26 protein-coding genes are annotated in these 26,982 nt (G+C 66.8%); 14 read left to right on the forward strand and 12 right to left on the reverse strand.

Annotation, left to right across the window (positions count from 1 at the left end):
* Positions 1–10 precede the first annotated feature (10 nt).
* The gene (locus U9J41_RS13390; RefSeq protein ID WP_322402691.1) at positions 11–1,063 is read left to right on the forward strand and encodes a S1/P1 nuclease; all 1,053 of its coding nucleotides are present in this window, start codon (positions 11–13) and stop codon (positions 1,061–1,063) included.
* Positions 1,064–1,190: 127 nt separating this feature from the next.
* Entirely contained in the window at positions 1,191–2,015 is an 825-nt protein-coding gene (locus U9J41_RS13395; protein ID WP_322402692.1) for a MipA/OmpV family protein, read from the forward strand.
* A 120-nt stretch (positions 2,016–2,135) separates the two neighbouring features.
* On the opposite strand, the gene U9J41_RS13400 is transcribed toward U9J41_RS13395, so the two are convergent.
* From U9J41_RS13400 to U9J41_RS13420, 5 genes are all read right to left on the reverse strand, one after another.
* Positions 2,136–3,101: an ABC transporter permease gene (locus U9J41_RS13400; RefSeq protein WP_322402693.1), complete on the reverse strand. Its 966-nt coding sequence runs from the start codon at positions 3,099–3,101 to the stop codon at positions 2,136–2,138.
* The gene (locus U9J41_RS13405; RefSeq protein WP_322402694.1) at positions 3,102–4,196 is read right to left on the reverse strand and encodes an ABC transporter permease; all 1,095 of its coding nucleotides are present in this window, start codon (positions 4,194–4,196) and stop codon (positions 3,102–3,104) included.
* Positions 4,197–4,198: 2 nt separating this feature from the next.
* Complete coding sequence (locus tag U9J41_RS13410; protein WP_322402695.1) at positions 4,199–5,728, reverse strand: ABC transporter ATP-binding protein; 1,530 nt, start codon at positions 5,726–5,728, stop codon at positions 4,199–4,201.
* Positions 5,729–5,837: 109 nt separating this feature from the next.
* On the reverse strand, positions 5,838–6,839 hold the full coding sequence (locus tag U9J41_RS13415) for a BMP family lipoprotein (RefSeq protein ID WP_322402696.1): 1,002 nt from the start codon (positions 6,837–6,839) through the stop codon (positions 5,838–5,840).
* A 178-nt stretch (positions 6,840–7,017) separates the two neighbouring features.
* Positions 7,018–7,971, reverse strand: a complete 954-nt coding sequence (locus tag U9J41_RS13420) for an alpha/beta hydrolase (RefSeq protein WP_322402697.1) — start codon at positions 7,969–7,971, stop codon at positions 7,018–7,020.
* Positions 7,972–8,148: 177 nt separating this feature from the next.
* Here U9J41_RS13420 and U9J41_RS13425 point away from each other — a divergent pair, with 177 nt between their 5' ends.
* The 3 genes from U9J41_RS13425 to U9J41_RS13435 all read left to right on the forward strand — a co-directional run bounded on the left by U9J41_RS13425 (position 8,149) and on the right by U9J41_RS13435 (position 13,097).
* Entirely contained in the window at positions 8,149–9,030 is an 882-nt protein-coding gene (locus U9J41_RS13425; protein ID WP_322402698.1) for a hypothetical protein, read from the forward strand.
* 159 nt (positions 9,031–9,189) lie between these two features.
* A complete protein-coding gene (locus tag U9J41_RS13430) occupies positions 9,190–12,693 on the forward strand; it encodes an arabinofuranosidase catalytic domain-containing protein (RefSeq protein ID WP_322402699.1) in 3,504 nt (1,167 codons plus the stop codon).
* 101 nt (positions 12,694–12,794) lie between these two features.
* A complete protein-coding gene (locus U9J41_RS13435) occupies positions 12,795–13,097 on the forward strand; it encodes a YciI-like protein (protein ID WP_322402700.1) in 303 nt (100 codons plus the stop codon).
* Here U9J41_RS13435 and U9J41_RS13440 read toward each other — a convergent pair whose 3' ends face one another.
* The 3 genes from U9J41_RS13440 to U9J41_RS13450 all read right to left on the reverse strand — a co-directional run bounded on the left by U9J41_RS13440 (position 13,098) and on the right by U9J41_RS13450 (position 15,802).
* Positions 13,098–14,258 carry an SMP-30/gluconolactonase/LRE family protein gene (locus U9J41_RS13440; protein WP_322402701.1) on the reverse strand — a complete coding sequence of 387 codons (1,161 nt, stop codon included), beginning with the start codon at positions 14,256–14,258 and terminating at the stop codon, positions 13,098–13,100.
* Positions 14,259–14,557: 299 nt separating this feature from the next.
* Positions 14,558–15,238, reverse strand: a complete 681-nt coding sequence (locus U9J41_RS13445; protein WP_322402702.1) for a thiol:disulfide interchange protein DsbA/DsbL — start codon at positions 15,236–15,238, stop codon at positions 14,558–14,560.
* A gap of 108 nt (positions 15,239–15,346) precedes the next feature.
* Positions 15,347–15,802, reverse strand: a complete 456-nt coding sequence (locus tag U9J41_RS13450) for a carboxymuconolactone decarboxylase family protein (protein WP_322402703.1) — start codon at positions 15,800–15,802, stop codon at positions 15,347–15,349.
* 90 nt (positions 15,803–15,892) lie between these two features.
* On the opposite strand from U9J41_RS13450, the gene U9J41_RS13455 reads away from it, so the two are divergent.
* The 8 genes from U9J41_RS13455 (at position 15,893) to pcp (ending at position 21,855) form a co-directional block, all read left to right on the forward strand.
* A complete protein-coding gene (locus U9J41_RS13455) occupies positions 15,893–16,738 on the forward strand; it encodes a sigma-70 family RNA polymerase sigma factor (protein ID WP_322402704.1) in 846 nt (281 codons plus the stop codon).
* A gap of 387 nt (positions 16,739–17,125) precedes the next feature.
* Complete coding sequence (locus tag U9J41_RS13460) at positions 17,126–17,617, forward strand: Hcp family type VI secretion system effector (RefSeq protein ID WP_322402705.1); 492 nt, start codon at positions 17,126–17,128, stop codon at positions 17,615–17,617.
* A gap of 13 nt (positions 17,618–17,630) precedes the next feature.
* Complete coding sequence (locus tag U9J41_RS13465) at positions 17,631–18,122, forward strand: type VI secretion system amidase effector protein Tae4 (protein WP_322402706.1); 492 nt, start codon at positions 17,631–17,633, stop codon at positions 18,120–18,122.
* Positions 18,119–18,556: a T6SS amidase immunity protein Tai4 family protein gene (locus U9J41_RS13470; RefSeq protein ID WP_322402707.1), complete on the forward strand. Its 438-nt coding sequence runs from the start codon at positions 18,119–18,121 to the stop codon at positions 18,554–18,556. The genes U9J41_RS13465 and U9J41_RS13470 overlap by 4 nt, the downstream gene beginning before the upstream one ends.
* Positions 18,557–18,704: 148 nt before the next feature.
* Positions 18,705–19,337 (forward strand): SEL1-like repeat protein, encoded by a 633-nt coding sequence (locus tag U9J41_RS13475; protein ID WP_322402708.1) that lies wholly within the window; start codon positions 18,705–18,707, stop codon positions 19,335–19,337.
* Between the two features lie 184 nt (positions 19,338–19,521).
* Positions 19,522–20,223, forward strand: a complete 702-nt coding sequence (locus tag U9J41_RS13480; RefSeq protein WP_322402709.1) for a DUF969 domain-containing protein — start codon at positions 19,522–19,524, stop codon at positions 20,221–20,223.
* Positions 20,220–21,176, forward strand: coding sequence for a DUF979 domain-containing protein (locus U9J41_RS13485; protein WP_322402710.1), 957 nt, complete (start codon positions 20,220–20,222; stop codon positions 21,174–21,176). Before U9J41_RS13480 ends, U9J41_RS13485 begins: the two co-directional genes overlap by 4 nt.
* 7 nt (positions 21,177–21,183) lie before the next feature.
* Entirely contained in the window at positions 21,184–21,855 is a 672-nt protein-coding gene (gene pcp, locus U9J41_RS13490; protein ID WP_322402711.1) for a pyroglutamyl-peptidase I, read from the forward strand.
* Between the two features lie 9 nt (positions 21,856–21,864).
* On the opposite strand, the gene U9J41_RS13495 is transcribed toward pcp, so the two are convergent.
* Positions 21,865–22,743, reverse strand: coding sequence for a LysR family transcriptional regulator (locus U9J41_RS13495; protein ID WP_322402712.1), 879 nt, complete (start codon positions 22,741–22,743; stop codon positions 21,865–21,867).
* Between the two features lie 122 nt (positions 22,744–22,865).
* Between U9J41_RS13495 and U9J41_RS13500 the strand changes: the two genes are divergently transcribed.
* Complete coding sequence (locus tag U9J41_RS13500) at positions 22,866–23,840, forward strand: MBL fold metallo-hydrolase (RefSeq protein WP_322402713.1); 975 nt, start codon at positions 22,866–22,868, stop codon at positions 23,838–23,840.
* Between the two features lie 4 nt (positions 23,841–23,844).
* On the opposite strand, the gene U9J41_RS13505 is transcribed toward U9J41_RS13500, so the two are convergent.
* Genes U9J41_RS13505 through U9J41_RS13515 form a run of 3 tightly spaced genes read right to left on the reverse strand, consistent with a single transcriptional unit; the run spans position 23,845 to position 26,808 of the window.
* Positions 23,845–24,747 (reverse strand): LysR family transcriptional regulator, encoded by a 903-nt coding sequence (locus U9J41_RS13505; RefSeq protein WP_322402714.1) that lies wholly within the window; start codon positions 24,745–24,747, stop codon positions 23,845–23,847.
* 16 nt (positions 24,748–24,763) lie between these two features.
* Positions 24,764–25,684 (reverse strand): pseudouridine-5'-phosphate glycosidase, encoded by a 921-nt coding sequence (locus tag U9J41_RS13510; protein WP_322402715.1) that lies wholly within the window; start codon positions 25,682–25,684, stop codon positions 24,764–24,766.
* A gap of 2 nt (positions 25,685–25,686) precedes the next feature.
* Complete coding sequence (locus U9J41_RS13515; protein ID WP_322402716.1) at positions 25,687–26,808, reverse strand: carbohydrate kinase; 1,122 nt, start codon at positions 26,806–26,808, stop codon at positions 25,687–25,689.
* Positions 26,809–26,982 lie beyond the last annotated feature (174 nt).

The following is a 26,982-nucleotide window of genomic DNA, read 5'->3' on the forward strand; positions in this document are numbered from 1 at the left end:
GAGATCCTCAATGAAGAAAATCGCATGCATCGTGGCGCTGGCCGGCGCCTTCGTGTCGCTGGACGCGGCCGCTTGGGGCACGGACGGCCACCGCGCCGTCGGCGCCATCGCCGACAAGCTGATCAAGGGCACCCACGCCGAGGCCGAAGTGAAGGCGCTGCTGCTGCCGGGCGAATCGCTGGCGGCCGTCTCCACCTGGCCCGACTGCGTGAAGGGCAACTGGTGCGGTCCGCAGACGCCGGAAATGATCGAGTACGTGAACGCCAACCCGAAGCACAGCGAGTACCACTACACCGACGTGCCATTCCAGCTCGACCACTATCACGACGGCGCCGCCGGCACGGCCGACGACGACATCGTGCAGACCCTCAAGGAAGCGATCGCCGTCCTGCAGGGCAAGGACACCCCGGCCACCAACCCGCACAAATTCACGAGACGCCAGGCGCTGATCCTCGTCACCCACCTGGCCGGCGACATCGTCCAGCCGCTGCACGTGGGCGCCGCCTTCGTCGACAAGGACGGGCGCTTCGTCGTGCCGAAGACGAAGGCCGAGATCGACGAGACGGTCGTCTTCGATTCGCGCGGCGGCAACAACTTCCTGATGGACGATGCGAAGATCGAGCAGATGTCCGCCAACCTGATCCCGCCGGGCGAGCCGAAGCCCGTCAAGCCGGGCGTGCCGAAGGCGCTGACGAAGCCGTTCCACTCGTACTGGGACAGCACGACGGTCGACTACGCGTTCCGCCGCATCCGCACGAAGACGCCAGAGCAGTTTGCCCAGGCCGTCATCGACGGCAAGCCGGACGTCGCGCACAACACGGGCGACCCGGTGACGTGGCCATACCAGTGGGCGGACGATACGCTGGCCGTGTCGAAGCTGGCGTTCGCCGGCGTCACCGCGGGGAAAATCGTGCAGCAGGTGGGCAAGAAGGGCGAGACCTATTACACGTGGACGCTGGAAGTGCCGAACGATTACCCCGTGCCCAGTTCGGCGCTCGCGAAGACGCAGATGATCAAGGGCGGCTACAACCTGGCCGAATTGTTGAAGGCGATCTGGCCGTAACCCCGGCGCCATCCCTTCGCGAACCGCCGCGTGCTCATGAGGCCGCGGCGGTTTTTTTCATGGCGCCGCGCGCCGCGCGGGGGCGCGTGCCGTTAGAATCTGCGGCAACTCGTTCCGGACCACTACCATGCTTCGTCTCGCTTTGCCTTTACCCCTGCTCCTCGCGCTGCCTGCGCTGGCCGCCGAACCCGATGCACGCAACCTGCCCCTGTGGGAAGCGGGCGTGGGCGCCGCCGCGTTCAGCACGCCCGCGTATCCGGGCGCATCCGACCGCAGCAACCGCGTTCTCGCATTGCCGTTTCTCCTGTATCGCGGCAAGGTCCTGCGCGTGGACCAGGGTGGCGTCGGCGCGCGGCTGCTGGACACGGACAAGGTCGAATTCGACGTCGGCTTCGCCGCCGCGCTGCCCGCGCATTCGAAGGACGTGGCGGCACGGCGCGGCATGCCGGATCTCGGCACGCTCGTCGAATTCGGCCCGCGCGTGAAATACAAATTCGCCGACCTGGGCGACGCGGGACGCCTGCGCTTCGAGCTGCCGCTGCGCGCCGTCATCGAAGGGCGCGGCGGCGTGCGCCGCCAGGGCTGGACGACGGAGCCGCGCTTCGTGTGGGAACGGCGCGGCGATGCGGGTCGCTGGACGATGGAAGCGCAGCTGGGCGCCTTGTTCGGCGATGCGCGCATCCACCGCTATTTCTACGAGGTCGCGCCGCAGTATGCGACGGCGGACCGGCCGGCGTATCGGGCGGACGGCGGCTTGATGCTCGTGCGGACGGGCGTGTTCGGCACGGTTCGGATCGATCCGGACGTGCGGGTGTTCGGGTTCGTCCGGATGGACAGCTATGCGGGGAATGCGAACAAGGACAGCCCGTTGTTCGAGAAGACGACCGGGGCGTCGGTGGGCGTGGGGTTTGCGTGGACGTTGGCGAGGTCGAGTCGCCGCGCGAACGAATGACCTCGCTGGGTGGGCATCCTGTGCCCGCGCGGACGTTTGCGATGTGCCGACGTTACGCGCGGGCTCGTTTCATTTGAGGCCCCCGGCCTCAAATGCCCGCCCTGCGCCTGCCGATGCGCTTTAACGCGATTTCACGAACGGCTTGCCGATCGCCTTCGGCGCGACCGACTTGGCCATCAGGCCGGCCAGCACGATCACGGTGACGATGTACGGAATCGCCTGGATCAACGACCCCGGCAAGCGGCCGACGACGGGAATGTCGACGCCTTCGAGCTGGATCTGGATCGCGCCGAACAGGCCGAACATCAGGCACCCGAGCACCGTGTGCAGCGGCCGCCAGTTGCCGAAGACGAGCGCCGTCAGCGCCAGGTAGCCGGCGCCGGCCGACATGTCGCGCAAAAAGAAACCGCTCTGGACCAGGGTCAGGTACGCGCCCGAGAAGGAGCACAGCACGCCCGCCACGAACATGGCCAGATAGCGCGTGCGTTCGACCGAGACGCCGGCCGCGTCGGCCGCGTGCGGGTTCTCGCCGCAGGCGCGCAGGCGCAGGCCGAAGCGGCTGTGGTACACGACCCAGTGCACGACCGGCAGCAGCAGGAACGCGACATAGACCAGCACCGACTGCCCGCCGATCAGGTGGCCGTACAGCCAGCCGATGACGGGGATGTGCTCGAGGGTCGCCGTGCCGGGCAGGGTCACGTCGAGCAGGCGCGCGTTGCGCAGGTCGGGCGTGCGGCCGCCCTGCTGGAAGAAGAACTGCGCGAGCACGAACGTCAGGCCGCTCATGGCGATGTTGATCGCGATGCCGCACACGAGCTGGTTGCCTTTCTGCGTGATCGACACGAATGCCTGCACCATCGCGAGGGCGACGGACACGCCCATGCCGGCGAGGATGCCGTACCACGGATTCTGCGTGACGTAGGCGACGGCGGCCGACGCGAACGCCGACGCGAGGATCTTGCCTTCGAGGCCGATGTCGACGACGCCCGAGCGCTCGGCGAACAGGCCGGCCAGCGCGGCGAACATCAGCACGGGCGCGTTGCGGACCGTGGAGACGATGATGCTGGCGATGTGGAAGTCTTCCATTCAAACCCCCTTGTCGGTACGGGTGAGGTTGATCAGTTTCAGGATGGCGGGGGCGTAGAAATTCTCCATCGCGCCGCAGAACAGGATGATCAGGCCCTGGATGAAGATGAAGGTCTCCTGCGGGATGTTCGGCTTTTCCAGCGACAGGTCGAAGCCGCCCTGGATCAGCGCGCCGAACAGCACGGACGACAGGAAGATGCCGACCGGATGCTGGCGGCCCATCAGCGCGATGGCGATGCCCACGAAGCCGGCGCCGGCCGGGAAGTTCAGGCTCAGGTAGTGCGTGGAACCCATCACGGAGTTGACGGCGCCGAGGCCGGCCAGCGCGCCCGACACGAGCATCGTGACGATGATCGTGCGGCTGATTTTCACCCCCGCGTAGTGCGCGGCGTTGGCGTTCAGGCCCGTCGCGCGCAGCTGGTAGCCCCAGCTCGAACGCCACACCATCACGCCGTAGATCACGAGCGCCAGGATCGCGAGGAGGAAGCTGATGTTCAGCGGCGTGTCGCCCAGCACCGGCAGCAGCTTATTCAAGAGGGGCAGGGCGGCGCTGTCGGCGAACACGCGCGAGGCCGGGTTCTGCTGGCCTTCCGGGATCAGGTATTTGACGATCACGAAGTTCATCAGGCTCGCGGCGATGAAGTTGAACATGATCGTCGTGACGACCACGTGGCTGCCGCGCTTCGCCTGCAGGTAGCCCGGGATGAAGGCCCACAACGCGCCGAAGACGGCGGCGCCGACCATCGCGATCGGGATCATCAGCCAGCCGGGCAGGTGGCCGTCGAGCGCCAGCACGGCCCAGGTCAGGCCCAGGCCGCCGACGTACATCTGGCCTTCGGCGCCGATGTTGAAGAGACCCGCCTGCATCGCGACCGACACGGCGAGGCCGGCGAAGATGAAGGTGCTCGCGTAGAACAGCGTGTACGCGAGGCCTTCCGGATCGAGGATGGCGCTGTCGACGAGGATGCCCAGCGATGCCGACGGGCTCTCGCCCAGCAGGTGGATCACGAGCGCCGCCACGAGCAGCGCCGACATCAGGTTCAGGACGGGCAGGACGAAACCCGTGGCCCAGCGTGGGAGTTCGGTTTTTTTCATGGTCAGGACTTGTGCATGCCGCCCATCAGCAGGCCGATGCGGGTGGTGTCGAATTCGTCGATGGGGAGGATGCCGGCGATGCGGCCGCCGCACATCACGATGATGCGGTCGGCGAGCGCGCGCACCTCTTCCAGTTCCACCGACGACAGCAGGATCGCCACGCCTTCGTCGCGCAGGCGCAGCAACTGCGTGTGGATGCTTTCGATGGTGCCGATGTCGACACCGCGCGTCGGCTGGCCGACCAGCATCAGCTTCGGCTTAGCCGCCACTTCGCGCGCGATCACGACCTTCTGCTGGTTGCCGCCCGACAGAAGGCCGATGCGCAGGTCCGGATTGTTCGGACGCACGTCGAACGCCGTCATCAGGTGCGCGCAGCGCTGCGCGATCTTCTTATAGTCGAACAGGCCCCAGCGGTTTTTCACGTCGTCCTGGTAGCCGAACACCGTGTTCTGCATGACGGAGAAATCCTTGATCACGCCGTCGCGCAGGCGGTCTTCCGGCACGTGGCCGATGCCGAGCGTGCGGAACGTGGCCGGCAGGCCGTCCGCGTTCGTGCGGCCCTGGTACGGCAGCGCCCGGCCGAGGAATTCGACCTTTCCGCTCGTCGGCAGGCGCATGCCGGACAGGATCTCCAGCAGCTCGCTCTGGCCATTGCCCGACACGCCCGCGATCGCGACGACCTCGCCCGCGCGCAGCGTAAAATCGATGTCGGACAGCAGGGCGACGCCGTTCGCGTCCTTCAACTGCAGGTTCGACACCTTCAGCACGTCGGCGCCCGGGTTGAACGGCGCGCGCGGCAGCTCGCTCTGGATCGGACGGCCGACCATCAGGTTCGCCAGCTGTTCCTTCGACGTCTCCGCCGTCCGCACCGCACCGACGACGCGGCCGGCGCGCATCACCGTCACCTCGTCCGTGATCTCCATGATCTCCTGCAGCTTATGGGTGATCAGGATGATGGTCTTGCCCTGTTCCTTGAACAGCCGCAGGATCTCGAACAGCGACGCCGTCTCCTGCGCGGTCAGCACCGCGGTGGGTTCGTCGAGGATCAGGATGTTGGCGCTGCGGTAGATCTGCTTGAGGATTTCAACGCGCTGCTGCGCGCCGACGGACAGGTCCTGGACCGTCGCGAGCGGATCGACGTCGAGGCGGTAGCGGTCGCAGATCTCGCGCAGCGTCGCTTCCACGGCGCCGCGCCTGGCGGCCAGCTTGAAACCGCCTTCATTGCCCAGCATGACGTTGTCGAGCACGGTCATGTTCTCGACGAGCATGAAGTGCTGGTGCACCATGCCGATGCCGAGCGCGATCGCCTCGTGGCTGGTGCGGATGTCACGCGCCTGGCCGTCGACCAGGACCTGGCCGCCGTCGGCATTGTAGTAGCCGTACAGGATGCTCATCAGGGTCGACTTGCCGGCGCCGTTTTCCCCGATCACGCCGTGGATCGAGCCCTTGGCGATCGAGAAGCTGACGTCGGCATTCGCCTGCACCGCCCCGAAGGCTTTGCTAATGTTGCGAAATTCTACGGCTGACTGCATAGCGGTCCGTTTTCGGTAGACAGAGTAAAAGGGATGCATTCATCTAAAAGCGCGCCGCGCCGGCTTCGAACCGGCGCGGCGCGCTTCGATCTTCCAACCATTCGCTACGTTACTGCGGGCAGGAACCGGCCGCGCGATAGTCGACCACCTTGACCTTGCCGGCGATGATGTCGGCCCGCGCAGCCAGCACGCGTTTTTCGATTTCGGGGGTGACGACCATGCGGTTGTCCTTGTCGAGCACCCAGTCCACGCCGCCTTCCTTGAGGCCTTCGTACGTGATGCCGGACGTGAACTGGCCGTTGCGGGCTTTCATGAAGGCTTCGTAGGTGGCGTTGTCGACGCGCTTGACCATCGACGTCAGCATGGTGCCCGGGTATAGATAGTTCTGGTTCGAGTCGACGCCGATCGCCAGCTTGCCTTTTTCCTTGGCCATCTGCAGGGCGCCCATGCCGGAGCCGCCGGCCACGGCGAACACGACGTCGGAACCGCGGTCGAACTGCGCGCGCGCCAGTTCGCCGCCCTTGGCCGGGTCGTTCCAGGCCGCGCTCGTCGTGCCGACCATGTTCTGCAGCACCTGGATCTTCGGGTTGACCACTTTCGCGCCCTGCTCGTAGCCGCAGGCGAACGCGCGGATCAGCGGGATGTCCATGCCGCCGACGAAACTGATCGTCTTGGTCTTCGAGGCCATCGCGGCGGCGACGCCGACGAGATAAGACCCTTCCTGCTCCTTGAACAGCACGGAATTGACGTTCTTGCCCTGGGCATTGCCGTCGATGATGACGAAGTGCACGTTCGGATATTCGGCCGCGATCTTTTGCACGGGCTGCGTCTGCGAAAAGCCGATCGAGACGATCAGCAGCAGCTTCTTGCGCGCGAGGGCGCGCAGCACCTGCTCGGCCTGGGTGTCGTAGTTGGCCTGCGCTTCAAACACCTTGACGCCGGTTTCCTTGGTGAACCGGGCCACGCCTTCGGCGGCGGACTGGTTGAAGGACTTGTCGAACTTGCCGCCGGCATCGTAGACGATCGCGAGCTTCGCGCCGGCCATGTCGGCACTGGCGCTGGCGCTGATGCACAGCGCCGCGATCGTCATACAAATATGCTTGAATTTCATCGATTTGGCTCCTGAATCCCGTATTGTACCGGCGCAACGGCTGTGCTGGGAGGGGGGATTTTCGGAACTATGCATCAGCCCGTTTATTCGTGGCAAATACGATTTTACTTCGCAATTTATATGGTTAAAATATAAATGACCGCAAGTCCAGCCGGTTTCGTATAGAAAACCACTGTGCTTATTGTTCGGCGAGGGGGAGGGCGGGCGGCACGGGCAGGGCGGCGACGGCCGCCGCGGCCGGCGCCTTGACCGCGGGCACGACGATCTCGGACACGGCCGGGGATGGGATCGCCGCCGGCGCCGAGGCGAACTGCGACGTGAGGAAACGGGCGATGCGGGCCTGGGTGTCTTCCAGGTACGGGATGTTCAGGTGGTCCGAATCGGGCACCGTCTCGTCCGCGATCAGCCGGGCCAGCTTGGAAACGAGCTGGTCGGTGTGCGAATGGGGCACGATATCGTCGCTGGCCGCGCGCAGCACGAAGGTCGGCGCCTTGAGCGTGGGCGCGTACTTGATCGACTCGAAGCGGTGGCGCAGCATGTATTCGATCGGCATCACGCGGAACTTGCGCTTGGCGAGCGCCAGGATCGAGTCGTACGGCGTGATCAGCACGACGGAGTGCACGGGCCGCTCCTTCGCCACCTGCACGGCCACGCCGGAACCGAGGCTGCGGCCGACGACGGCGATACGGCGCGGATCGACGTGGTGGTGCGCGGCCATCCAGTCGAACAGCATGCAGGCATCGTCGACCATGTGCGCTTCGGCCGGATCGCCCTGCGAGTCGCCATAGCCGCGGTAATTCACGGCCAGCACGGCCATGCCGGGAAAGAGCTTGCCAGCATCGCGCACGACCCAGGACACTTCTTCGGAGCGCCCACCAAAATAAATGACGGCGGGACGCGAGCCGGGCATCGGCGGCGTCATCAGCCAGCCGGACAGCCGCGTGCCGTCCTTGGCGCGCAGAACGACGGGACGGGTGCGGTGGCCGCTGCTGCGCGGATGCAGCACTTCGCGCTCGACGGTGGGGTTGAACACGAGGCGGCGCTGGTTCGCCGCGACCGCGGCCGTGAGGCCCAGCCACAGCATGCTGGCAAAGCCAGCCATACCCGCCGCCAGTTTTTTATGTGTGCTCATGTATACAGTCTACCTCTGCGTACCGGATTATTCTGTGCGCTGCCCATCAAATACGTACGCATTATGGTACGGATGCATGAAGAGTAGTTTCGCTGCAACAACCTGTTACAGCGCCGGCGTTGCCGCGGCGGGGAAGGCTTTGTTAGGCTGTCCATGAACAGGGAACGCGGAGCGCACATGAGGTGGAAAACGGTCGTGCCGGCAGGCGCCGTGCTGGGCCTGGTCGTCGTGTTGGTGCTGCCGGTGTGGCGCCCGGCGCCGCCGGGCACGCCTGCGCCTGCCGCCGTGCCTGCGCCGGCGGCGTCGACGGCGCCCGCGGCAACGGGGACGGGGCCGACGGGGCCGGCGTGGCTGTCCGGCCTGGGCGAACCGGCGCCGCTGCCCGAGGCGGCCCCGGCCGAACCGCTGGCGCGGCGCGTCGAGCGCCTGGCCGCGAGCGGCGATCCGCACGACGCGTTTCAAGCCTGGTGGCTATTGCATGCCTGCGTCGTATTCGAGCGCACCAGGCACTTGCCCGCGCGCGAAGGCATGGACCGGGAAGTGCTCGCCGACCCCGCGCATGCGTGCGCGACCTTGACCGAACGAATGAAGATGGCACGCATCGACCACCTCGAGCGCGCCGCGCGCGCGTTCGTTCCCGGCGCGCTGGCGGAACTGGTCGAAGAAGGCCCGTTCGGCGACCCGACCGCCCTCACGACGCGCCCCGACGATCCGCTCGTGAAGGAATGGAAGGCGCGCGTCAACGGGATGCTGGACGAGCGGGCCGAGCAGGGTTACTGGTCCAGCCTGTACCAGGTGTTCACCGGTTTCTGGTTCGGGCATCCCGCCATCGCGGCCGACCGGCAGAGCGCGCTGGCCTACGGCATGGCGCTGCGCGACATCATGGTCAAGCTGGACGGCGTGCCCGAGCAGCAGGCCATTCCGTTCAACGGCCCCTTCCTCGACGAGATCGGTGCCGGCTTGACGCCCGCCGAGAAAGCCCGTGCCCAGGCGCGCGCCGATGCGATCGTCGCCCGTGCGGCGGACCAGCGCGGACGGAACGGTTCGACGCCACGCTGAGGCTGGCCGGGCCGGGGCACGAAGGCATTGCAAATCGAATATCGGTCGAAGAGAAAAAGTAATTGGTCAAGGCTATGTATTTCATTCTACGATGAACGGTTCCGTGATTTGGTTATCGATCACAAATCATTCCCGACGGTCATCGAAAAGAACGAATACATGCGAATCCTGAAATTTGCCGCCGGCCTGGCGATCACGCTGGCGTTCATGTCGAGCGGAGTGCTGCCCTGGGCATCCGCCCAGGCAGCCCCGAAAACCGCCGCGCGCGCCCTCCCGGTCCGTCCGGAAGGCCCCTGCGACATCTATGCGAAGGCAGATGCGCCCTGCGTCGCCGCGCACAGCAGCACGCGCGCGCTGTATGCCGCGTACGACGGGCCGCTGTACCAGGTCATGCGCCAGTCGGACGGGAAAACGCTCGACATCGGCGTCGTGCAACCTGCGCGCCTGCCGGTTCCCGATGCCGGCGGTTACGCGAACGCGGCGGCGCAGGATGCGTTTTGCGCCAATACCTATTGCTGGATCACGGTGCTGTACGACCAGTCGGGCAAGCGCAATCACCTGGTGCAGGCGCCGCGCGGCACGTGGACGGGGCCGGCGCTGGGCGGCATCGACAATCTGCCGCTGGCGGACCTGGCGCCGGTCACGGTCATGGGACACAAGGTCTACGGCGTGTATATCGCGCCGGGCATGGGCCTGCGCCTGAACGACACGAAGGGCGTGCCCGTCGATGACCAGGCGGGCGGGCAATACGCCGTCATCAATGGCTACCACTACAACCAGGGTTGCTGCTTCGACTACGGCAACGGCGAGATCGACAGCATCGACGACGACAACGGCACGATGGAGGCAATCTATTTCGGCGATGCGACCGGGTGGTATCGTGGCAGCGGTGCCGGGCCGTGGGTGATGGCCGACCAGGAAAACAATCTTGTCGGTTGCGTCAACGACGACAAATCGAAGCTGTGCGCCGGCGTGCCCACCCTCGGCGCGCGCTTCATCACCGCCGTCACGAAAGGCAAGCCGGGACATTGGGCGACGCTGGGCGGCGATGCCCGGCGGGGGCAACTGGCCGTCATGTATGAAGGCCGCCGGATCGATGCGTCATACGATCCCATGCGCAAGCAGGGCGCCGTCATCCTCGGCAATGGCGGCGACAACAGCGCCGCGTCGCAAGGCACGTTCTACGAAGGTGCGATGACGGCGCCGCGCACCTATCCTTCCAACGACACGGACCAACTGGTCGCGCACAACGTGGCGGCCGCCCGCTATGATGTCGCGGCCGTCAGTGTCGGGACCAAATCCGTTGCCGACGCGCCATCCGGCCTGCACACCTTCGTGCCGCTGGAATCCCGTGAGATGACGGTCACGTTTACGAACACGACGGGCCAGCCCGTCCAGGGCGCCACGCTGTCGATGGCGGTGCCGGCGGGCTGGCGCGCCGTGGCGGCCGGCACGGCGGCGCCGGCGAAAACCTTCGCCGACGCGATCGCGCCTGGTGACAGCGTGCATGCGGCCTTCACGGTCAGGTCCGGCGCCGCCCCGTTCAATGGTGACCTGAACGGCATGGCAACCTGGACGGATTCCGCGAGCCACGCACGACGCACCGCCTCGGCCGTCGCGAAAGTCCGCAACGTGGCGCCCGTGAAGATCAACGAATTCCGCCTGAGCGACGGCGCGAGCAATAATCCGACCAATGCCTTCATCGAGTTGTACAACGCGGGTGCGCAAGCGGTCGATATCTCGAACTGGACCTTCGCCCAGCACGCGGCGCGCGAGGCGCTGTTCTCGACGGTGAAGATTCCTGCCGACACCCGGCTGGCACCGCATGGCTTCTATGTCCTGGGCTTGGCCGATTCGGGCCTGGTGCTGCCCGCCACGCCCGGCGACACGACCATCCACGTGCGAAATGTCGACGGCATCAAGCCGGGCGACACGATCGCGGTCGGCAGCGGTCGGGACCGCGAAATCCGCAAGGTCGTCCGGGTCGGCACGCCGGCCGGCGAGGCGACACCGCTGTGGCAGCCGCTTCCCGACGGTCCCATCATCACCATTCCGGCCGGCTCCACGAGCGTCCCGGTCACCACCACCAAGGGTTTCGCCGTCGGCGATACGCTGGCCCTCGGCTACGGCACCACGTATCCCGTCGTCGGTCGCTCGACCGAACACTATGAGAAAGTGACCATTACCGGCGTCGGCACGGCGGGCAACCAGGCGTGGCTCGGTCTCGACGCGGCGGCGGGCTCGACCACGATCCAGGTGACGTCGACCAATGGCATCGCGGTTGGCGACACGATCCGGCTCGACATCGACAGCGTCGACCACGGCATCGATATGGTCACCGTCAAGAACGTGGGCACCGCCGCCCGGCGCACCAGCCTGGCCCGCGATGCCGCCGCCGGCGCCACGACGATCGTCGTGCATGGCGCGTTTGGCTTCCCGGTGAGAAAGAACATCGATTACACGCCCGGCAAAGCCGTGATCGGTGCGCCCGGCAATCTCGAAACCGTCGACATCGTCAATGTCGCGGGCCAGCCGGGTGCCGATCTCACCCTGACGATTTCGCCGGCGCTCGGCAAGCGCCACGTGGCCAGCGAACCGTTCGTGGAGCCGGGCACGGGCCTCGAACTGGCGGCGCCGTTGAAGTACGGCCATGCCGCCAACCTGCCGTTCAGCGTGCGCGGTACCGGCATCAGCTTCAATCCCGCCACCCGCCATGCGCACTCGAGCAACGAACCCGTGCGCCCGGCCGGCAGCGGGATCGTGCTGGACCGCGCCCTGGCTTACGCCCACGACACGGATGCCGTGGTGCGGGTGGACACCGTGACCAGCGCGGGATTCCAGGGCAAGCCGGACCAATGGTTTGGCGGCCCCGAACTATCGCGGGAAGCGGGCAGCATGGTGCTGCGCGATGCGGCGGGACATGTGGTCGACAGCCTGAACTACGGCGGCATCGTCGATCCGTGGGCGTCCGCCGGCTTTCGCGGGGCCGCCGGCAAGGACGCCACCTGCTACGCGGGCGCGCCTGGCATCCCCGGCGCGCATGCGGAGCGGCGCGACCTGCCGGGCATCCCGTCCAGCGGCCACCTCGGCCAGATCGATGCGACCCAGGGCAGCACGAGGCGTTATCCGGACGGCCAGGACAGCGATCACGATTGCACGGATTTCGTGACGTCCGACTCGGTCAGGACAGGCGCGGCGGTTGCGGGATCGACGACCGTCAAGGCCGTCACGGTCGCGCACTTTTCCCCGGGCCAGGCCGTCGTCATCGATGCGGGCGCCAATGCCGAGACCCTGACGGTCGCAACGGTCGGTTCGCCCGGGATCACCCGTGCATCGGCACCGGCGGACAAGGGCGCCACCGTCGTCCGCGTCGACGACCCGCGCCAGTTCGCGGTCGGCCAGGCGGTGGTCATCGGCAGCGGCGCCGATGAAGAAAAGGGTACCGTCGCAGCGGTGGATACGGCGTGGCGGGCAGGCAGGCTGACGCTCGCGGCGCCGCTGGCGCTCGCCCATGATGCCGGAGCCAGCGTGGCGGGCACGGGCATTGCCTTTACCGGCCCGCTCGCCAACTCCCATCCGGCGGGCACGGTGATGACGCCGGCGGGTGAACTGGCGACGCCAGGCGCGGCCAACAGCGGCGTCGGCCGCGGGCCCGGGAAGTGATCGTCGTGCTGGCGTGAGGTACGGTTTCATTGCTGGCGGATGACGAGGTCGCGCAGGACCGATTATGATGTCCAGTATCGTCATTTTGATGGAGACATGCCGTGCACTTCCTGCTGATCTATGACCTGGCGCCCGACTACCTGGAGCGCCGCGGCGAATACCGCGATGAGCACCTGAAGCTGGGCTGGGCCGCCCAGGAGCGCGGCGAGATCGTCATCGCCGGCGCGCTGGCCGATCCGGCCGACCGGGCCGTGCTGCTGTTCAGCGGCGAATCGTCGGACGCCGCCGAGCGCTTTGCCCGTGCCGATCCTTACGTCGTGCACGGCCTCGTGCAGCAATGGCATGTGCGGCCGTGGGTCACGGTCGTCGGCAAGGATGCGAGCAATCCCGTCCGCCCAACTTGATCACTTCGCCGGCAACAGTTTCACGACGAGGTTGTGCGTCGTGAGCGCGATCGAGCGGTCGGGTGCCAGGGTCACGCCGATCGGCCGGTCCAGGCCGCCGGGCAGGGCGCCGAGGACGATGCCGGCGTGGCCGGCCACACCGGCCACGGTGCTCGTCACGTTGTCCAGGTCGATGCGGCGGATGGTCGAGTTGCCGGTGTCGGCGATATATAAATCGTTGCCGTCGACCGTGATGCCGCTCGGCGCGCACAGTCGCGAGACGCCCGGGCTGCCGTCGACGGCGTCGCACCGTCCCGCCTGGCCCGCCAGCGTGGACACGATGCCCTTGTCGTTCACCATGCGGATCGTCGAATTGCCCGTGTCGACGACGTAGACATTGCCCCAGTTGTCGACGCCCACGTCCTCCGGGTCGCAGAACTGCGCCTGCCCGCCGCTGCCGTCGCGGCTGCCGCATACGCCCGGCGTGCCGGCCACCGTCGTCACGTTGCCCGCGGCATCGATGCGGCGCAGCATGTGGTTGCCGGTATCGGCCACCCACAGGTTGCCCTGGCGGTCGAGCGCGATGCCCCGCGGCTTGCAGAAGCGCGCCGTGGCGCCCCGGCCATCCGCGCTGCCGCACGTGCCGTTGCCGGCGATCGTCGTCGTCGTGCCGTCCGGCGCCACGCGGCGGATGACGGCGTTGCCGCTGTCCGTCACGTACAGGTTGCCGTCGGCAGCCGCGACGAGCCGGCTCGGGTCGTTGAAGCGGGCCGCCGCGCCGGCCCCGTCCGCATAGCCGACGGCGCCGCGCGTGCCCGCCAGCGTCGTCACGGCGCCCTCGGGCGAGATCTTGCGCACGGTGGCGCTGGGACTTTCGGCCACGTACAGGTTGCCGGCCGCGTCCGCCGCGATGCCCTGCGGCGCGTTGAAGCGCGCGGCGCCGCCGGTGCCGTCCTGCGAGCCCGCGCACTGGCCGCAGATGTCGCCCGCGACCGGGAACAGGCCCGTCGCGCCCTGTGGCCGGTCGGGCCAGCTGGGCCAGTCGGGGTGGTCGGGCCACGGGTGGTCGTCCTCGTGATACCAGCTGATCCCGATGCCGACGTCGCCGCCGCAGGCGCCCAGGCCCAGCACCAGGCAGGCGGTCAGCAGGAACAGGCGTACTGTGCGTTCGATGGCTGTCATGGCGAAACCCCGGATGGAAACGGGATCGAGCTTACCGCGCACCGTCCGGCGTGCCATGCGTGTGCGCAAAACGCGCCGGCCGCTCATGTGCAGGTCGGATTCTCGTCGCGTCGACGCGACGGCGTGGCCGCATGCGCCGCACGCGAACGGCGTAGATCACATAGCGCCAACCGATCCGTGAACAGCCGAGCGAAAGAAGCGCTCGGCGGAACCGCTTCGGCCCGGCCGGTCGCGATCCGAAGCAAGCGGTCGATGATGGCAACATCCCCAACGCGAATCGCGCGTGGGGGACGGATCCGTCATTTCGACTGCTGTACCTTTGCCACCAGCGCCCCCACGACCTGGAGGGTTTCCTGGAACAACTGCTGCTGATCCCGCGTGTGCGTTGCCTCAGCCACCTGTCCTGGCGAGATCACGTACTTGCCGTCGACCACGACGGTCGGCGTGGAATCGATTTTATAGTTGTTGCTGACGATGCCGGGCAGGCGGTTGAGCATCGTCCTTACGCCGAACGAGTTCCAGGTGTCCATGAACCTGCCCTTGTCGATGCCCGGCAGGCCGTAGGCCACGCCAAGGAGCTCCTGCTCGGTCAACGTCTCCGATCGCTTGCGTCTTACGATATCGCCCACGGCGTCCAGTATCTTGGCCTGGTACGCTTCGCTCTTCCCCATCGCCTGCAGCGTCAGGAACAGGTGCGCTTCGGGATCGTTAGGGCCCTGGTACGGTAAATGGATGCGTTTGAAGACGATGTTGTCGCCCTCCTTCTTGACCCATTGTTCCAGGACGGGTTCCAGCGCGTGGCAGTACGGGCAGTGGTACATGAAGAACTCGATGACTTCGACCTTTTTGCCGGCCGTCTGGCTCGGCTGCGGCACTGGCAGCACCGTGTACTCGGCACCTTGCTTGGGGTCGCTCGGCGACGCAAACGCAGTCGTAACGACCAGGCTGGCGGCGACAATGGCAAAACGCAGGAAGCGCATAAAGATCCTTGTTGAATGATTTGGTGAAAGAACGCCAGCGGAGTATACCAACGGGCGCGGTGCCAGGCTCGGACAAACGCGCCGTTCCGCCGGTGACCGCGCCGGCGCTCAGGCCCACTGGCCGGCGACCTGGCGCGTGCTGCCGTTCAGCCGGTTCCACACGTTGATCACCGAGATCTGCACGACGAGGTCCGCGAGCGCACGTTCGTCGTAGTGGCGGGCCGCTTCGTCCCAGACCGCGTCGGGCACGGGATCGGCGCGGTCGGCCATGCGCGTCACGCATTCGGCCAGGGCCAGCGCCGCGCGCTCGGCGTCGCTGAAGTAAGGCGTGTCGCGCCATGCGGCCACGGCGAACAGGCGCTCGTCGGTCTCGCCGGCGCGCTTCATCATGCGCGGGTGCATGTCGCAGCAGACGCCGCAGCCGTTGATCTGGCTGGCGCGCAGGTGGACCAGGTCGCGCGTCCTGGCCGGCAGGCCGCTGTCCTTGACGGCATTGCCCAGCGCTTGCAGGGCCTTGAAGGTATCGGGGGCGAGGGCGGCGATATTGGTCATACGGGCTTGCATGTTATTCTCCTTTGAAAAGCGCGGGATCGTCGGAGCGCGGTCCACAGGCGCGTCATACCGTTGACGAATCCAATCGAGGAGATGTGACAGATGCCCCAGGACGCGTTGTCCGAACGTTTCGAAACGAGCCGCAAGCACCTGCGCGGCGTCGCCCTGCGCATGCTCGGCAATGCCCACGAGGCCGACGACGCCGTGCAGGAAGCCTGGCTGCGGCTCGCCCGCAGCGACACCGGCGACGTCGCCAACCTGCCCGGCTGGCTGACCACGGTCGTCGCGCGCATCTGCCTGGACATGCTGCGCGCCCGGACCGCCCGTGCCGAAGATCCGATCGATCCCGACTTCGACCTGGCGTCCGACGCCGACCCGGAACACGACATCATGCTGGCCGATTCCGTCGGGGTGGCGATGCTCGTGGTCCTCGACCGCCTGTCGCCATCCGAACGACTGGCGTTCGTGCTGCACGACCTGTTCGACCTGCCGTTCGAGGACATCGCGCCGATCCTGGACAAGTCGCCCGACGCAGCCCGTCAACTGGCCAGCCGTGCGCGCCGGCGCGTGCGCGGCGCGAAAGCCGACCGGGCGACCGTCGACCGCCAGCGGATCATCGAGACCTTCCTCGTCGCGGCACGCGGCGGCGACATGACGGCATTGCTGCAGGTGCTCGACCCGGACGTCGTGTTCCGCGCCGACGCGGCGGCCATGACGCTGGGGTCACTGGCGGAGATCCGCGGCGCGGCCGCCGTGGCCGGCGCATTCAAGGGCCGGGCGCAGGCCGCCGCCGTGGCGCTGATCGACGGCGAGCTGGGTGCCGCGGTGCTGCCGGCCGGGGCGTTGCTGCTGGTGCTGAACTTCGAGGTGCGCGACGGCCGCATCGCCGGCATCCGCGCGGTCGCGGACCAGGCGGCGCTGGCCGGGATCGATGTCGTGGTCGACTGAGTCGGCCGGACAAGCTGTGTAGAAACACGAAATACTCATCCTTCCGCCTGCGCGACCGGTCAAACACAACGGCTGTGTCGCCATCACGAAAGCATCGCCGACGACCAGACGCATGCCTTCTTCACTCGCCTCATGGACGGGACCGGGGCCATGCCGTGGGGGCGCGCCACCTATGAAAAGATGGATCCGGAGGTGTCCGTTGTGACAGTTCGAGACTTTTTCGCTTTCGTAACCAGCTATGCTGGCCCCGAAAAGGTGTCTGTAAGTTAACAGTGTTGGCGAAAAATTTGGATAAAAGTTGCAATTACATGAGGTAAGCGCGCTGCCTGCGGGAGCCGCGCGAGTCGGCGGTACAGCCGCCGCATCGAATCATATTATGGAGAAATAATGGCAATTGACGTATACCTGCAAATCGACGGCATCAAAGGCGAATCGGCGGACGACAAGCACCGCGACTGGATCGAGTGCAGCTCGGTTCACTGGGGCATCACCCAGCCGAAGAGCGCAACCGCTTCGACCGGCGGCGGCCATACCGCCGAGCGCGCCGATTTGCAGGACATCATGTTCACCAAACTGGCCGATATCTCGACGCCGATCCTGCTGCAGACTTGCGCAGTCGGTAAAACCATTCCTCGCGCTAAATTCGAATTCATGCGTGCCGATGGGAATGGCGATCGCGTCAAATATTTCGAAATCGAGCTGGAAAATGTCCTGATCGGCATGATCTCGCCGGGCGTACACGCTGGCGACATCCTGTCGGAAAACGTCAGCCTGAAGTTCTCCAAGGTGAAATGGCGCTACACCCAGCAGAAAGTCGCAGGCGGCGCAGGCGGAGGCACCTCTGGCGGCTGGGACTTGGCGACCAATAAGATCATCTGAGCCAGGGCACCCCATGGCCAGACCTTTGTTCAAAAGCGCTTGGGCCGCCTTCATGGCCGTGCGTCTGCCCGTGGCCGACGTCGGCCGCAAGATCGGCGGCGCGGTCCAGAAGAATACCGACATGCCGGTCGGCGGATTCCAGAACGCCTGTCCGATCCGCATGAGCTATGTGCTGAACTACACCGGCTTCCCGATTCGCAAGAGCTCGCGCTACGCCATGGTCAGCGGCGCGGACAATCTGCAATATCTTTACCGCGTCAATGACATGATGAGCTACCTGGAAGAGACCTTCGGCAAGGCCGACAAGATCGTGAAGTCTCCGAAAACATCCGATTTCGCTGGCCTTCAAGGCATCATCGTCATCAAGGGCAGCGGCTGGGCGAATGCGCGTGGCCACGTCACGCTGTGGGATGGCGCGGTTTGTTCGGATACCTGTCATTTGATGAACGATCCGGAAAACCAGGGCTTCATTCCCGACACCGCGTCACTGTGGGTGCTCAAATGAAGCCGGTCTTCGCGGCCGCCGCGGCTGGCGCGTTGCTCGCCTGCGCATTTGGAGTGCAGGCAGCGGAGCAGTCCGCCGCGCACGCCACCGTGCAGAAAACGGATCCGGCCGGGGACGGCGCCCCGATGACGGCCAGCTACTCGCAACAGGACTTGTTAAAAAACTGGGCCTTGAGCGCGTGTCTGGCGACCGTGGCGGCTGACCCGGCGCTGCGCGCGGACGCCAACGCCACGGCCAGCGCGTACATGGAGTTCGGCCATCAAGCGCCCGAGGCTTATGCCGCCTTGCGTGAGCTGGTTGAGAAATATGCGGCGCGCCACTACAACGGTTCGGTCGAAGGACGGTTCGATACCATGAAGTGCATTGACCTGTTCCATAGCCGCGAGCTGAACAGCCTGACCACCAGACTAGCCAAGCCGTCCAAGAAACGTTGAAACACGAATTGATTATTGAACATTAACGGGATTCGGCTCAGCAATTCGTAACGTGGTCTGCAACGTCGGCCAAAATAATATGGTCGCCTTGACAGCACCGGCTGGGCACACGGGGCCGTGCCGTCACCAGAGGAACTAAAAGCGTTTTATGAAAATGCTTTGGATCGCCGTGCCGTGCCTGCTGATGTCGCTGTGCGGGCTGAGCTCAGCACAGGAAGGGCCGGAGAAAATTTTTAAAGCCGAGAAAACGTGCGTGACCACCCCGGCCGCCGAACTCGAACGGCAATCGAATGCGGGAGACATCCGGGCGGCGCATGTGTTAGGCCTGATGCATTTCGGCGACAGATACGATTCTCAGTTCAACAAGAGCGCAGAACCCTATTTTCGAAAAGGGGCAGATCAGCATTATCCACCGTCGCTCTATTGGTATTGGACTACAGTCACCGTAGATGGGAAGGATAACGAGCGACATTTCCCACTGTTGTTGGAGGCCGCGCAACGCGGCTATATACGCGCCCAACTCGATCTCATATTTGCTTACGCCAGCCCGGAATCGCATCATCATGACCGAGTGGCGGCGTACGGCTGGCTGACGTTATGTAAGGAACTCGATGCTTCTTGCCGGGATTACACGGACGAACAGCTGATTCCAGATTTGACTCAGCGTGAAAAAGAAGCTGGCAACCTGCTTATGCGGGAAATTATCGAGAAGCGCAAGAACTACCCGACATTCGTCGAGTACTCAAACTGCGGTCGGGAATCCTGGTTTGAGCGGAAATAATGTGGCAACGGCATCACAAGCCACGTGGCCCGACGCCAGGCCGAAGCTAATGGAACCAAGTTGCGGGATCTTCGCGAACGCATTGCTCACGTAGCCTGTCGACAGCCGTGCAAGCAAGGGATTGTGTTAATCGTTCTTACCCGTGAGGTAAGATTCCGCACGCACCCACAACCGCTGGAGACTCATGCAATCCGCCGTCAACCTGTGGCCGCTGCTCGGCATCGCCGCCGTCGCAGCCGGATTCCTGTTGCGCGCCAATCCGGTGCTCGTCGTGATCGTGGCCTGCGGGGTGACCGGCTGGGCCGCGCACCTGCCCGTGATGCACCTGCTGGAATCGCTCGGCACCGCCTTCATCAAGACCCGCAACCTGCCGCTGATCCTGCTGCTGCCGCTGGCCGCGATCGGCCTGCTCGAACGGTTCGGCCTCAAGGAGCATGCGCAGGCCAGCATCGCGCGCATCCGTGCGGCCACGACGGGGCGCCTGCTGACGGTGTACCTGCTGGCGCGCGAAATCGCCGCCGCGTTCGGCCTGACGAGCCTGGGCGGCCATCCGAACATGGTGCGGCCCCTCGTCGCGCCGATGGCCGAGGCGGCGGCAGAAGCGCGCCACGGGCAGTTGCCGGAACCGCTGCGCCAGCACATCCGGGCGATGAGCGCGGCCACGGACAATGTCGGCCTGTTCTTCGGCGAGGACGTGTTCGTCGCGTTCGGCGCCATCGTGCTGATGCAGACCATCCTCAAGGCCGAGGGCCTCGACGTCGATCCCATCCGGATGGCCTTGTGGGGCATCCCGACCGCGGTGACCGCCTTCGTCATCCACGCCTGGAACCTGCGCCGGCTCGACGCGCGCATCCGCCGCGAGACGGCGCCCGAGGTTGCCCCGTGATCGTCTCGCTCGACTTGTTCTATGTGCTGGTCGGCCTGCTGTTCGCGGCGACGGCCGTCATGACCTTGCGCGACAGGAGCAATCCGCGCCGCGTCACGACGGCGCTGTTCTGGGGCCTGTATGCGCTCGTCTACCTGCTGGGCGAGCGCCTGCCGCCGGCCGCGGCGGGCGTGCTGATGATCGCGATGGCCCTCATCGCCGGCTGCGGCCTCGTGCGTCCCGGCAGGGCAGGCGTCCCGCCGGAAGCGGCCAGGGCATCCAGCGCGGCGCGGCTGGGCAACCGGCTGCTCGTGCCGGCGCTGGCGATTCCGGTCGTGACGATGTTCGGTTCCGTCGTGCTCAAGGATGTCCACGTCGGCCTCGCTGTCCTGCTGGACCCGAACAACCTGACGCTCGTGAGCATGGGCTGCGGCGGTGTCGTCGCGCTGGCGCTCGCGTGCGCGCTCACGCGCGCGACGCCGCTGCAGGGCGTGCGCGAGGCGCGCCGGCTGATCGACGCGATGAGCTGGGCCGTCGTGCTGCCGCACATGCTGGCCGTGCTCGGGCTGCTGTTTGCCGAGGCGGGCGTCGGCAAGGCCGTGGCCCACGTCGTGACGCGTTATATGCCGCTCGATTCGCGCCTGCTGGCCTGCGCCGCGTTCTGCGTGGGCATGGCATTATTTACCGTCGTGATGGGCAACGGCTTCGCCGCGTTCCCCGTCATCGCGGGCGGCATCGGGATTCCCGTCCTGGTCGGGGTCTACCGTGCGAATCCGGCCGTGATGGCGGCGATCGGCATGTTCAGTGCCTATTGCGGCACGCTGATGACGCCGATGGCGGCGAATTTCAATATCGTGCCGGCGGCGCTGCTCGACCTGCCCGACAAGAATGCCGTGATCAAGGCCCAGCTGCCGACCGCGCTGCCGCTGCTGGGCGCGAATATCGTTTTGCTGTACTTCCTGATGTATCGATGAGGCGACCATGACCGCACCCACCTCCCAAGCTCCCGCCAAGACCGTCCTGCTGACCGGGTTCGAACCGTTCAACGGCGCCACCATCAACCCGTCGTGGGAAGCCGTGCGGGCGCTGGACGGCTGGTCCGGTCCGGGCTTTTCCGTCGTCGCGCGCCAGCTGCCGTGCGTGTTCGGCAGCGCGCGCGACGTCCTGCGCGACGCCGTGGCCGGCGTCAGGCCCGACATCGTGATCGCCGTCGGCCAGGCCGGCGGCCGCTCCGAGATTTCGCTGGAGCGCGTGGCCATCAACGTCGACGACGCGTCCATCCGCGACAACGCAGGCAGCCAGCCGGTCGACACGGCCATCGTGGCGGACGGGCCGGCCGCGTATTTCAGCACGCTGCCCGTCAAGGCCATCGTGAAAGCGCTGCGCCTGCGCGGCTTTCCGGCCGGCGTGTCGCAGGCGGCCGGCACCTTCGTGTGCAACCACGTGTTCTATGGGCTGATGCACGCCGCGGTGGGGCAGCCGCTGAAGGCGGGCTTCATCCACGTGCCGTTCCTGCCGGAGCAGGCCGCGGACCGGCCGGAGCGGCCGCCGTCGATGGCGCTGCGCGACATCGTCGATGCGCTGCGCATCGCGGTCGAGGTGGCGGTGGTCACGGAGGCCGATACGCAAGAGGCGGGCGGCGCGACGCATTGACACCGCGGGTCACGGGACGGCGCGCGCCACGTCCTCGATCACGTCCATCAACCAGTGCAATGCCGCGTCGTCGTCGCGCCGTGCATGCCACCCCATCGAGACGGTGAAGCGGTCCAGCGTGACGGGCACCGCGCTCGACGCCAGCAGGCCCGCCGCGGCCCAGCGGTCGGCCAGCACCTCCGGGACCGTCGCCACGATGGCGCTCGCACCGAGCACGCCGGGCACCGACGAGAAGCGCGGTGTCGTATAGCGCACCTCGCGGCGCAGCCCGAGCCCGGCCAGCACCGCGTCGGTCGGGCCCTCGACGGCGCCCCTGTAGCTCACCAGCAGGTGCGGCACCGCGACGTATTGCGCCAGCGTCACGTCGCCCTTGAACGGCAACTGGCGCGGGTCGTAGACGCAGCGGAATCCCATCTCGCGCAGCGTCCGCTGGTGTTGCCAGCGCGGGCCGGGACGCATGGACGCCACGCCGAGTTCGATCTCGTCCTTGTCCAGCATGTCGCTGATGGCGAACGGATTGCTTTCCTTGAGCACGATGCGCACGCGCGGCGCCAGCCGGCGCACGCGTGCGAGCAGGGCGGGCACCAGCCAGTGCTCGACCCAGTCCGGCATGCCGACGACGAACAGCCGCTCGGCGCTGCCCGGGTCGAAGGCCGGCGGTACGGCGATCGCCTTTTGCAGCATCGTCACGGCCGGCGTGATGGCGGCTTCCAGTTCGAGCGCACGCGGCGTCGGTTCCATGCCGCGCGTGCCGCGCACGAGCAACTCGTCGCCGAACAGCTGGCGCAGGCGCGCCAGCGCACCGCTGACGGCCGGCTGGCCGAGGAACAGCTTTTGGGCGGCGGCGGACACGCTGCGTTCGCGCATCAGCACGAGAAACGTCACCATCAAATTCAGGTCGACGCCTCTGAAATCATTTTCACTGATTCCCATAATCTTGATAATCGATTTGATTGATGTGGTGCGCTATTGGATCATGGATGCATTGTTCAACGCCAGAGGAGTCCACCATGACCAAGCTTTCGCATATCCTGCCACCCCTGTTCCTGACCGCCTCGGCGCTGCTGGCGACGCCTGCCTGGCTGCCGGCGGCGCACGCGGCCGCGCCCCAGGTGCGCACCCAGGCGCCGGGTTTTTATCGTGTCCTGCTCGGCGACGTCGAGATCACCGCGCTGTCGGACGGCACCGTGACCATCCCGCTCGACAAGCTGTTGACGGGCACCGGCGCGGCCCACGTGAAAGACGTCCTGGCCAGCCACCATCTCGGCACGCAGGTCGAGACGTCGATCAACGCATTCCTCGTCAACACCGGCAAGCGGCTGGTGCTCATCGACACCGGAGCCGGCACCAGCTTCGGGGCGCACGGCGGCCACCTGGCGGACAACATCCGCGCCGCCGGCTACCGGCCGGAAGACGTCGACACCGTGCTGCTCACGCACATCCACGGCGATCACTCGAACGGCCTGACGGTCGACGGCAAGGCCGTGCTGCCCAATGCGGAAGTGGTCGTGGCGAAGCGCGATGCCGACGCCTGGCTCGATCCGGCCAACCGCGCCAGGGTGCGTCCGGAAAGCGTCCACGTCATCGACGAGGCGTTGGCGGCGTTCGCGCCTTACCGGCAAGCGGGCCGGGTCCGGACCTTCGACGGCCCCGGCGAGGTGGTGCCCGGCATCCGGGCGGTGCCGGCACCGGGGCATACGCCGGGCCATACCATGTACGAACTGACGGCCGGCGGCCAGACGATCCGCTTCGTGGGCGACACGCTGCATGCCAAGGACGTGCAGATGGCTGAACCGCAGGTGACGATCCAGTTCGACGAAGACCCGAACGCGGCGCGGCGCCAGCGCGCCGCCGTGTTCGCGGATGCGGCCGCGCGCGGGGTCATCGTGGCCGCGGCCCACGCGCCATTCCCCGGCCTGGGCTACATCGAGCGCAGCGGCAGCGGCTATGCGTGGGCGCCGCTGAACTACAGTTCCCTGCGCTAGCGCCTTACTCGCCTGCGGGATTCAGGATCTTGAGGAACGCCCGCACGACCGGCGCATCGTCCTGCGTCGGATACGTGATGTACAGGTTGGCCGACGGCGGATTCGTGCGCACCGGCAGGAAGCGCACGCCCGGCCAGCCGATGCGGCTCGTCGTCGACGGCATCAGCGCCACGCCCAGTCCCGCGCCGACCATCGCCAGCAGGGTCTGCGGCTCGGCGGCCTCCTGGAAGATCGTCGGCTGGAAGCCCGCGTTGACGCAGCACTGGATCAGGTAGCGCGGCTCGGCCGACTGGTCCAGGTGCAGGGTCAGCATCGGTTCGTGCGCGATGTCCATCAACTCGATGGCGTCCTGCTGCGCCAGCGGGTGCTGGGCGTTCATGGCCACGCACACCTCCTCGCGGAAGCACAGTTCCTGGCGCAGGCCGGCGTTCCTCAGCATGTCCTCGTCGATCCTGGGCTCGCGCCAGAACCCGACGTCGATCTGGCGGGCGCGCAGCGCGTCCCACTGGTCGTTCGGGCCCAGTTCGTGGATGGTCCACGTCACGCGCGGGAACTGGCTCTGGAACTGTTCCAGCAGGCCGGGGATCGGGCCCCACATCGCCGAGCCGACGATGCCCACGCGCAGGCGGCCCACCTCGCCGCGGTCGATCTGGCGGATCGTGTCGATGGTCATGCGCATGCGGCCCAGCAGGTCCGCTGCTTCCTGCATCAGCGCCTTGCCGGCGACGGTCAGTTCGAAGCTGCGCGTCGTGCGCGCGAACAGGCGCACCCCGAGCTCGCTCTCCAGCTTCATGATCTGCTGCGACAGCGGCGGCTGCGATATGTGCAGGCGCTCGGCGGCGCGGCTGAAGCTTTTTTCTTCGGCCACCGCCAGGAAGTATTTCAGTTGCTTCAGGTCGATCGACATAGGGCCTCGTTCGTCGTCAGGTGCGGGCCGTGGCGTGCAGCGCCACCGCCAGGCCGGCGCCGACGAGGGCGTTGTGTTTCACCAGCGCGATGTTGGTGGCGAGGCTGCGGCCGCCCGTCAGGTCCTTGATGCGGGCCAGCAGGAACGGCGTCACGGCCTTGCCTTTCACGCCTTGCGCGCCCGCCTCGCGCAGCGCCTGGCCGATGATGCCGTCGATCTCGTCGTTCCGCATCGCGGCCGCTTGCGGCACCGGATTGCTGACGACGACGCCGCCCGCGAGCCCCAGCTGCCACTTGGTGCGGATGAAGCGGGCCTGCTGCTCCGGCGTGTCGAGCTGGAAGTCGGCGGCGAAACCGGATTCGCGCGTGAAGAACGCGGGGAAGCCCGGCTGGCCGACGCTGACCACCGGCACGCCGTGCGTCTCGAGGTATTCCAGCGTGAGGCCGATGTCGAGGATGGATTTCACGCCCGCGCACACGACGGCGACGTTGGTGCGCGCCAGTTCCTGCAGGTCGGCGGAGATGTCGAAGCTCGTCTCCGCGCCGCGGTGCACGCCGCCGATGCCGCCCGTGACGAACACTTCGATGCCCGCCAGCGCCGCGCAGATCATCGTGGCGGCGACCGTCGTCGCGCCCAGCTTCTTCTCGGCCAGCACGTAGGCCAGGTCGCGCCGGCTCACCTTCAGCGCGTCCGGCGCATTGCCCAGCCGTTCGAGCTGGTCGTCGGCCAGGCCCACGCAAATTTTGCCGTCGATGAGGGCGATGGTTGCCGGTACCGCGCCGGCGTCGCGGATCACCTGCTCGACCTCGCGCGCCGTCTGTACGTTCTGCGGATACGGCATGCCGTGCGAGATGATCGTCGATTCGAGCGCGACGACGGGCTTGCCGGCCGCGCGCGCGGCCTGCACTTCGGGGGGAAACTGGAGGAAGGCTTGCATGTTCAGTCCTGTGGAAGCGGATGTTCGGTTGCGGCGGCGGCGAGGCTGTCCGGCCCCAGGCCGGGGTGCACGGTCTCGGGCACGCCCAGCGTGAGGGCCGACAGGTGCAGCCCGCGCCTGCAGGCCAGCACGAGGTCGTCGGCACCGTCGTCCTGCACGAGCGACCAGCAGACCGCCGCCGCGAACGCGTCGCCGGCGCCGGTCACGTCGACGACGTCGGCAGGGGCGGCGGGCAGGTCGACGATCCGTTCGCCGGCGGTGACGAGGACGCCGCGCGCGCCGCGCGTGACGACGAGGTCGCGCGCGCCCTGGGCCCGTACTTCGCGCATCGCGTGTGCGATCGCGGCATCGTCCGCGAGCGGACGCCCGACCCGGGCCGCCAGCTCGCCGGCGTTCAGGATCAGGAGGCGCACGCCGGACAGGTCGGCGGGCAGGCGCGCCATCTTCGGTTCGGACACGGCCACCAGCACGAGCGGCGTGGCGTGGCGGCGCGCCTGGACGGCGAGGGCGGCGACGGTGTCCCGCGGCAGGTTCAGGTCGGCCACGACGAGGGCGGCGCCCGCGAGCTGCGCCTGGCGCGCCTCGATGAAGGCGGGGGCCAGGCGGTCGTACAGCGCCATGTCGGCCAGCGCGACGACCATCTCGCCGTCGCGGTCCAGCACGGCCGTGTACGTGCCGCTGCAGCAGCCGGACAGGCGCAGCGCGCCGCGTACGTCGATGCCGAGATCCTCGGCATGGGCGAGCAGGGTGCCGCCCGCGGTGTCGGCGCCGATGGCCGTCAGCAGCGCGACCGTCGTGCCCAGCCGCGCGAGGTTCTCGGCGATGTTGCGCGCCACGCCGCCGAACGATTCGCTCTGGCTGGCCGGATTCGAGGTGCCCAGCGCGAGGGCGCCGGTCGAGCGCAGCTTGCGGTCGAGGTTCGCCGCGCCCACGCACACGACGGGGCGGCGGTCCGGCAGCACGTAGGCGCGCCCGAGCAGCCTGCGTTCGCGGATCAGGCCCGCGATATAGCCGGCGACGGCCGAGCGCGACAGGCCCAGCCCGTTGGCGAGCTCTTGCTGCGAAATGAACGGGTTCGCGCGGATGGCCTCGTACAGCTGTTGTTTCTTCGACGATTCGGTCACGATGGCAAGTGGGTTAAACTTTTGTTTTTTATCTTAAACATATGTTTGGTCGAGGTCAACGTGCATGCAGGAAGTCTAGCGCGAATTTATTCTCCCAAGATATAAATCGAACAGAAAAATGGTATTTGCCAACACAATCGACATTCATGCATAGTTGCCACATTTCGGTGCACC

This window comes from Massilia luteola, from assembly GCF_034420155.1.
Classification (GTDB): domain Bacteria; phylum Pseudomonadota; class Gammaproteobacteria; order Burkholderiales; family Burkholderiaceae_D; genus Telluria; species Telluria luteola.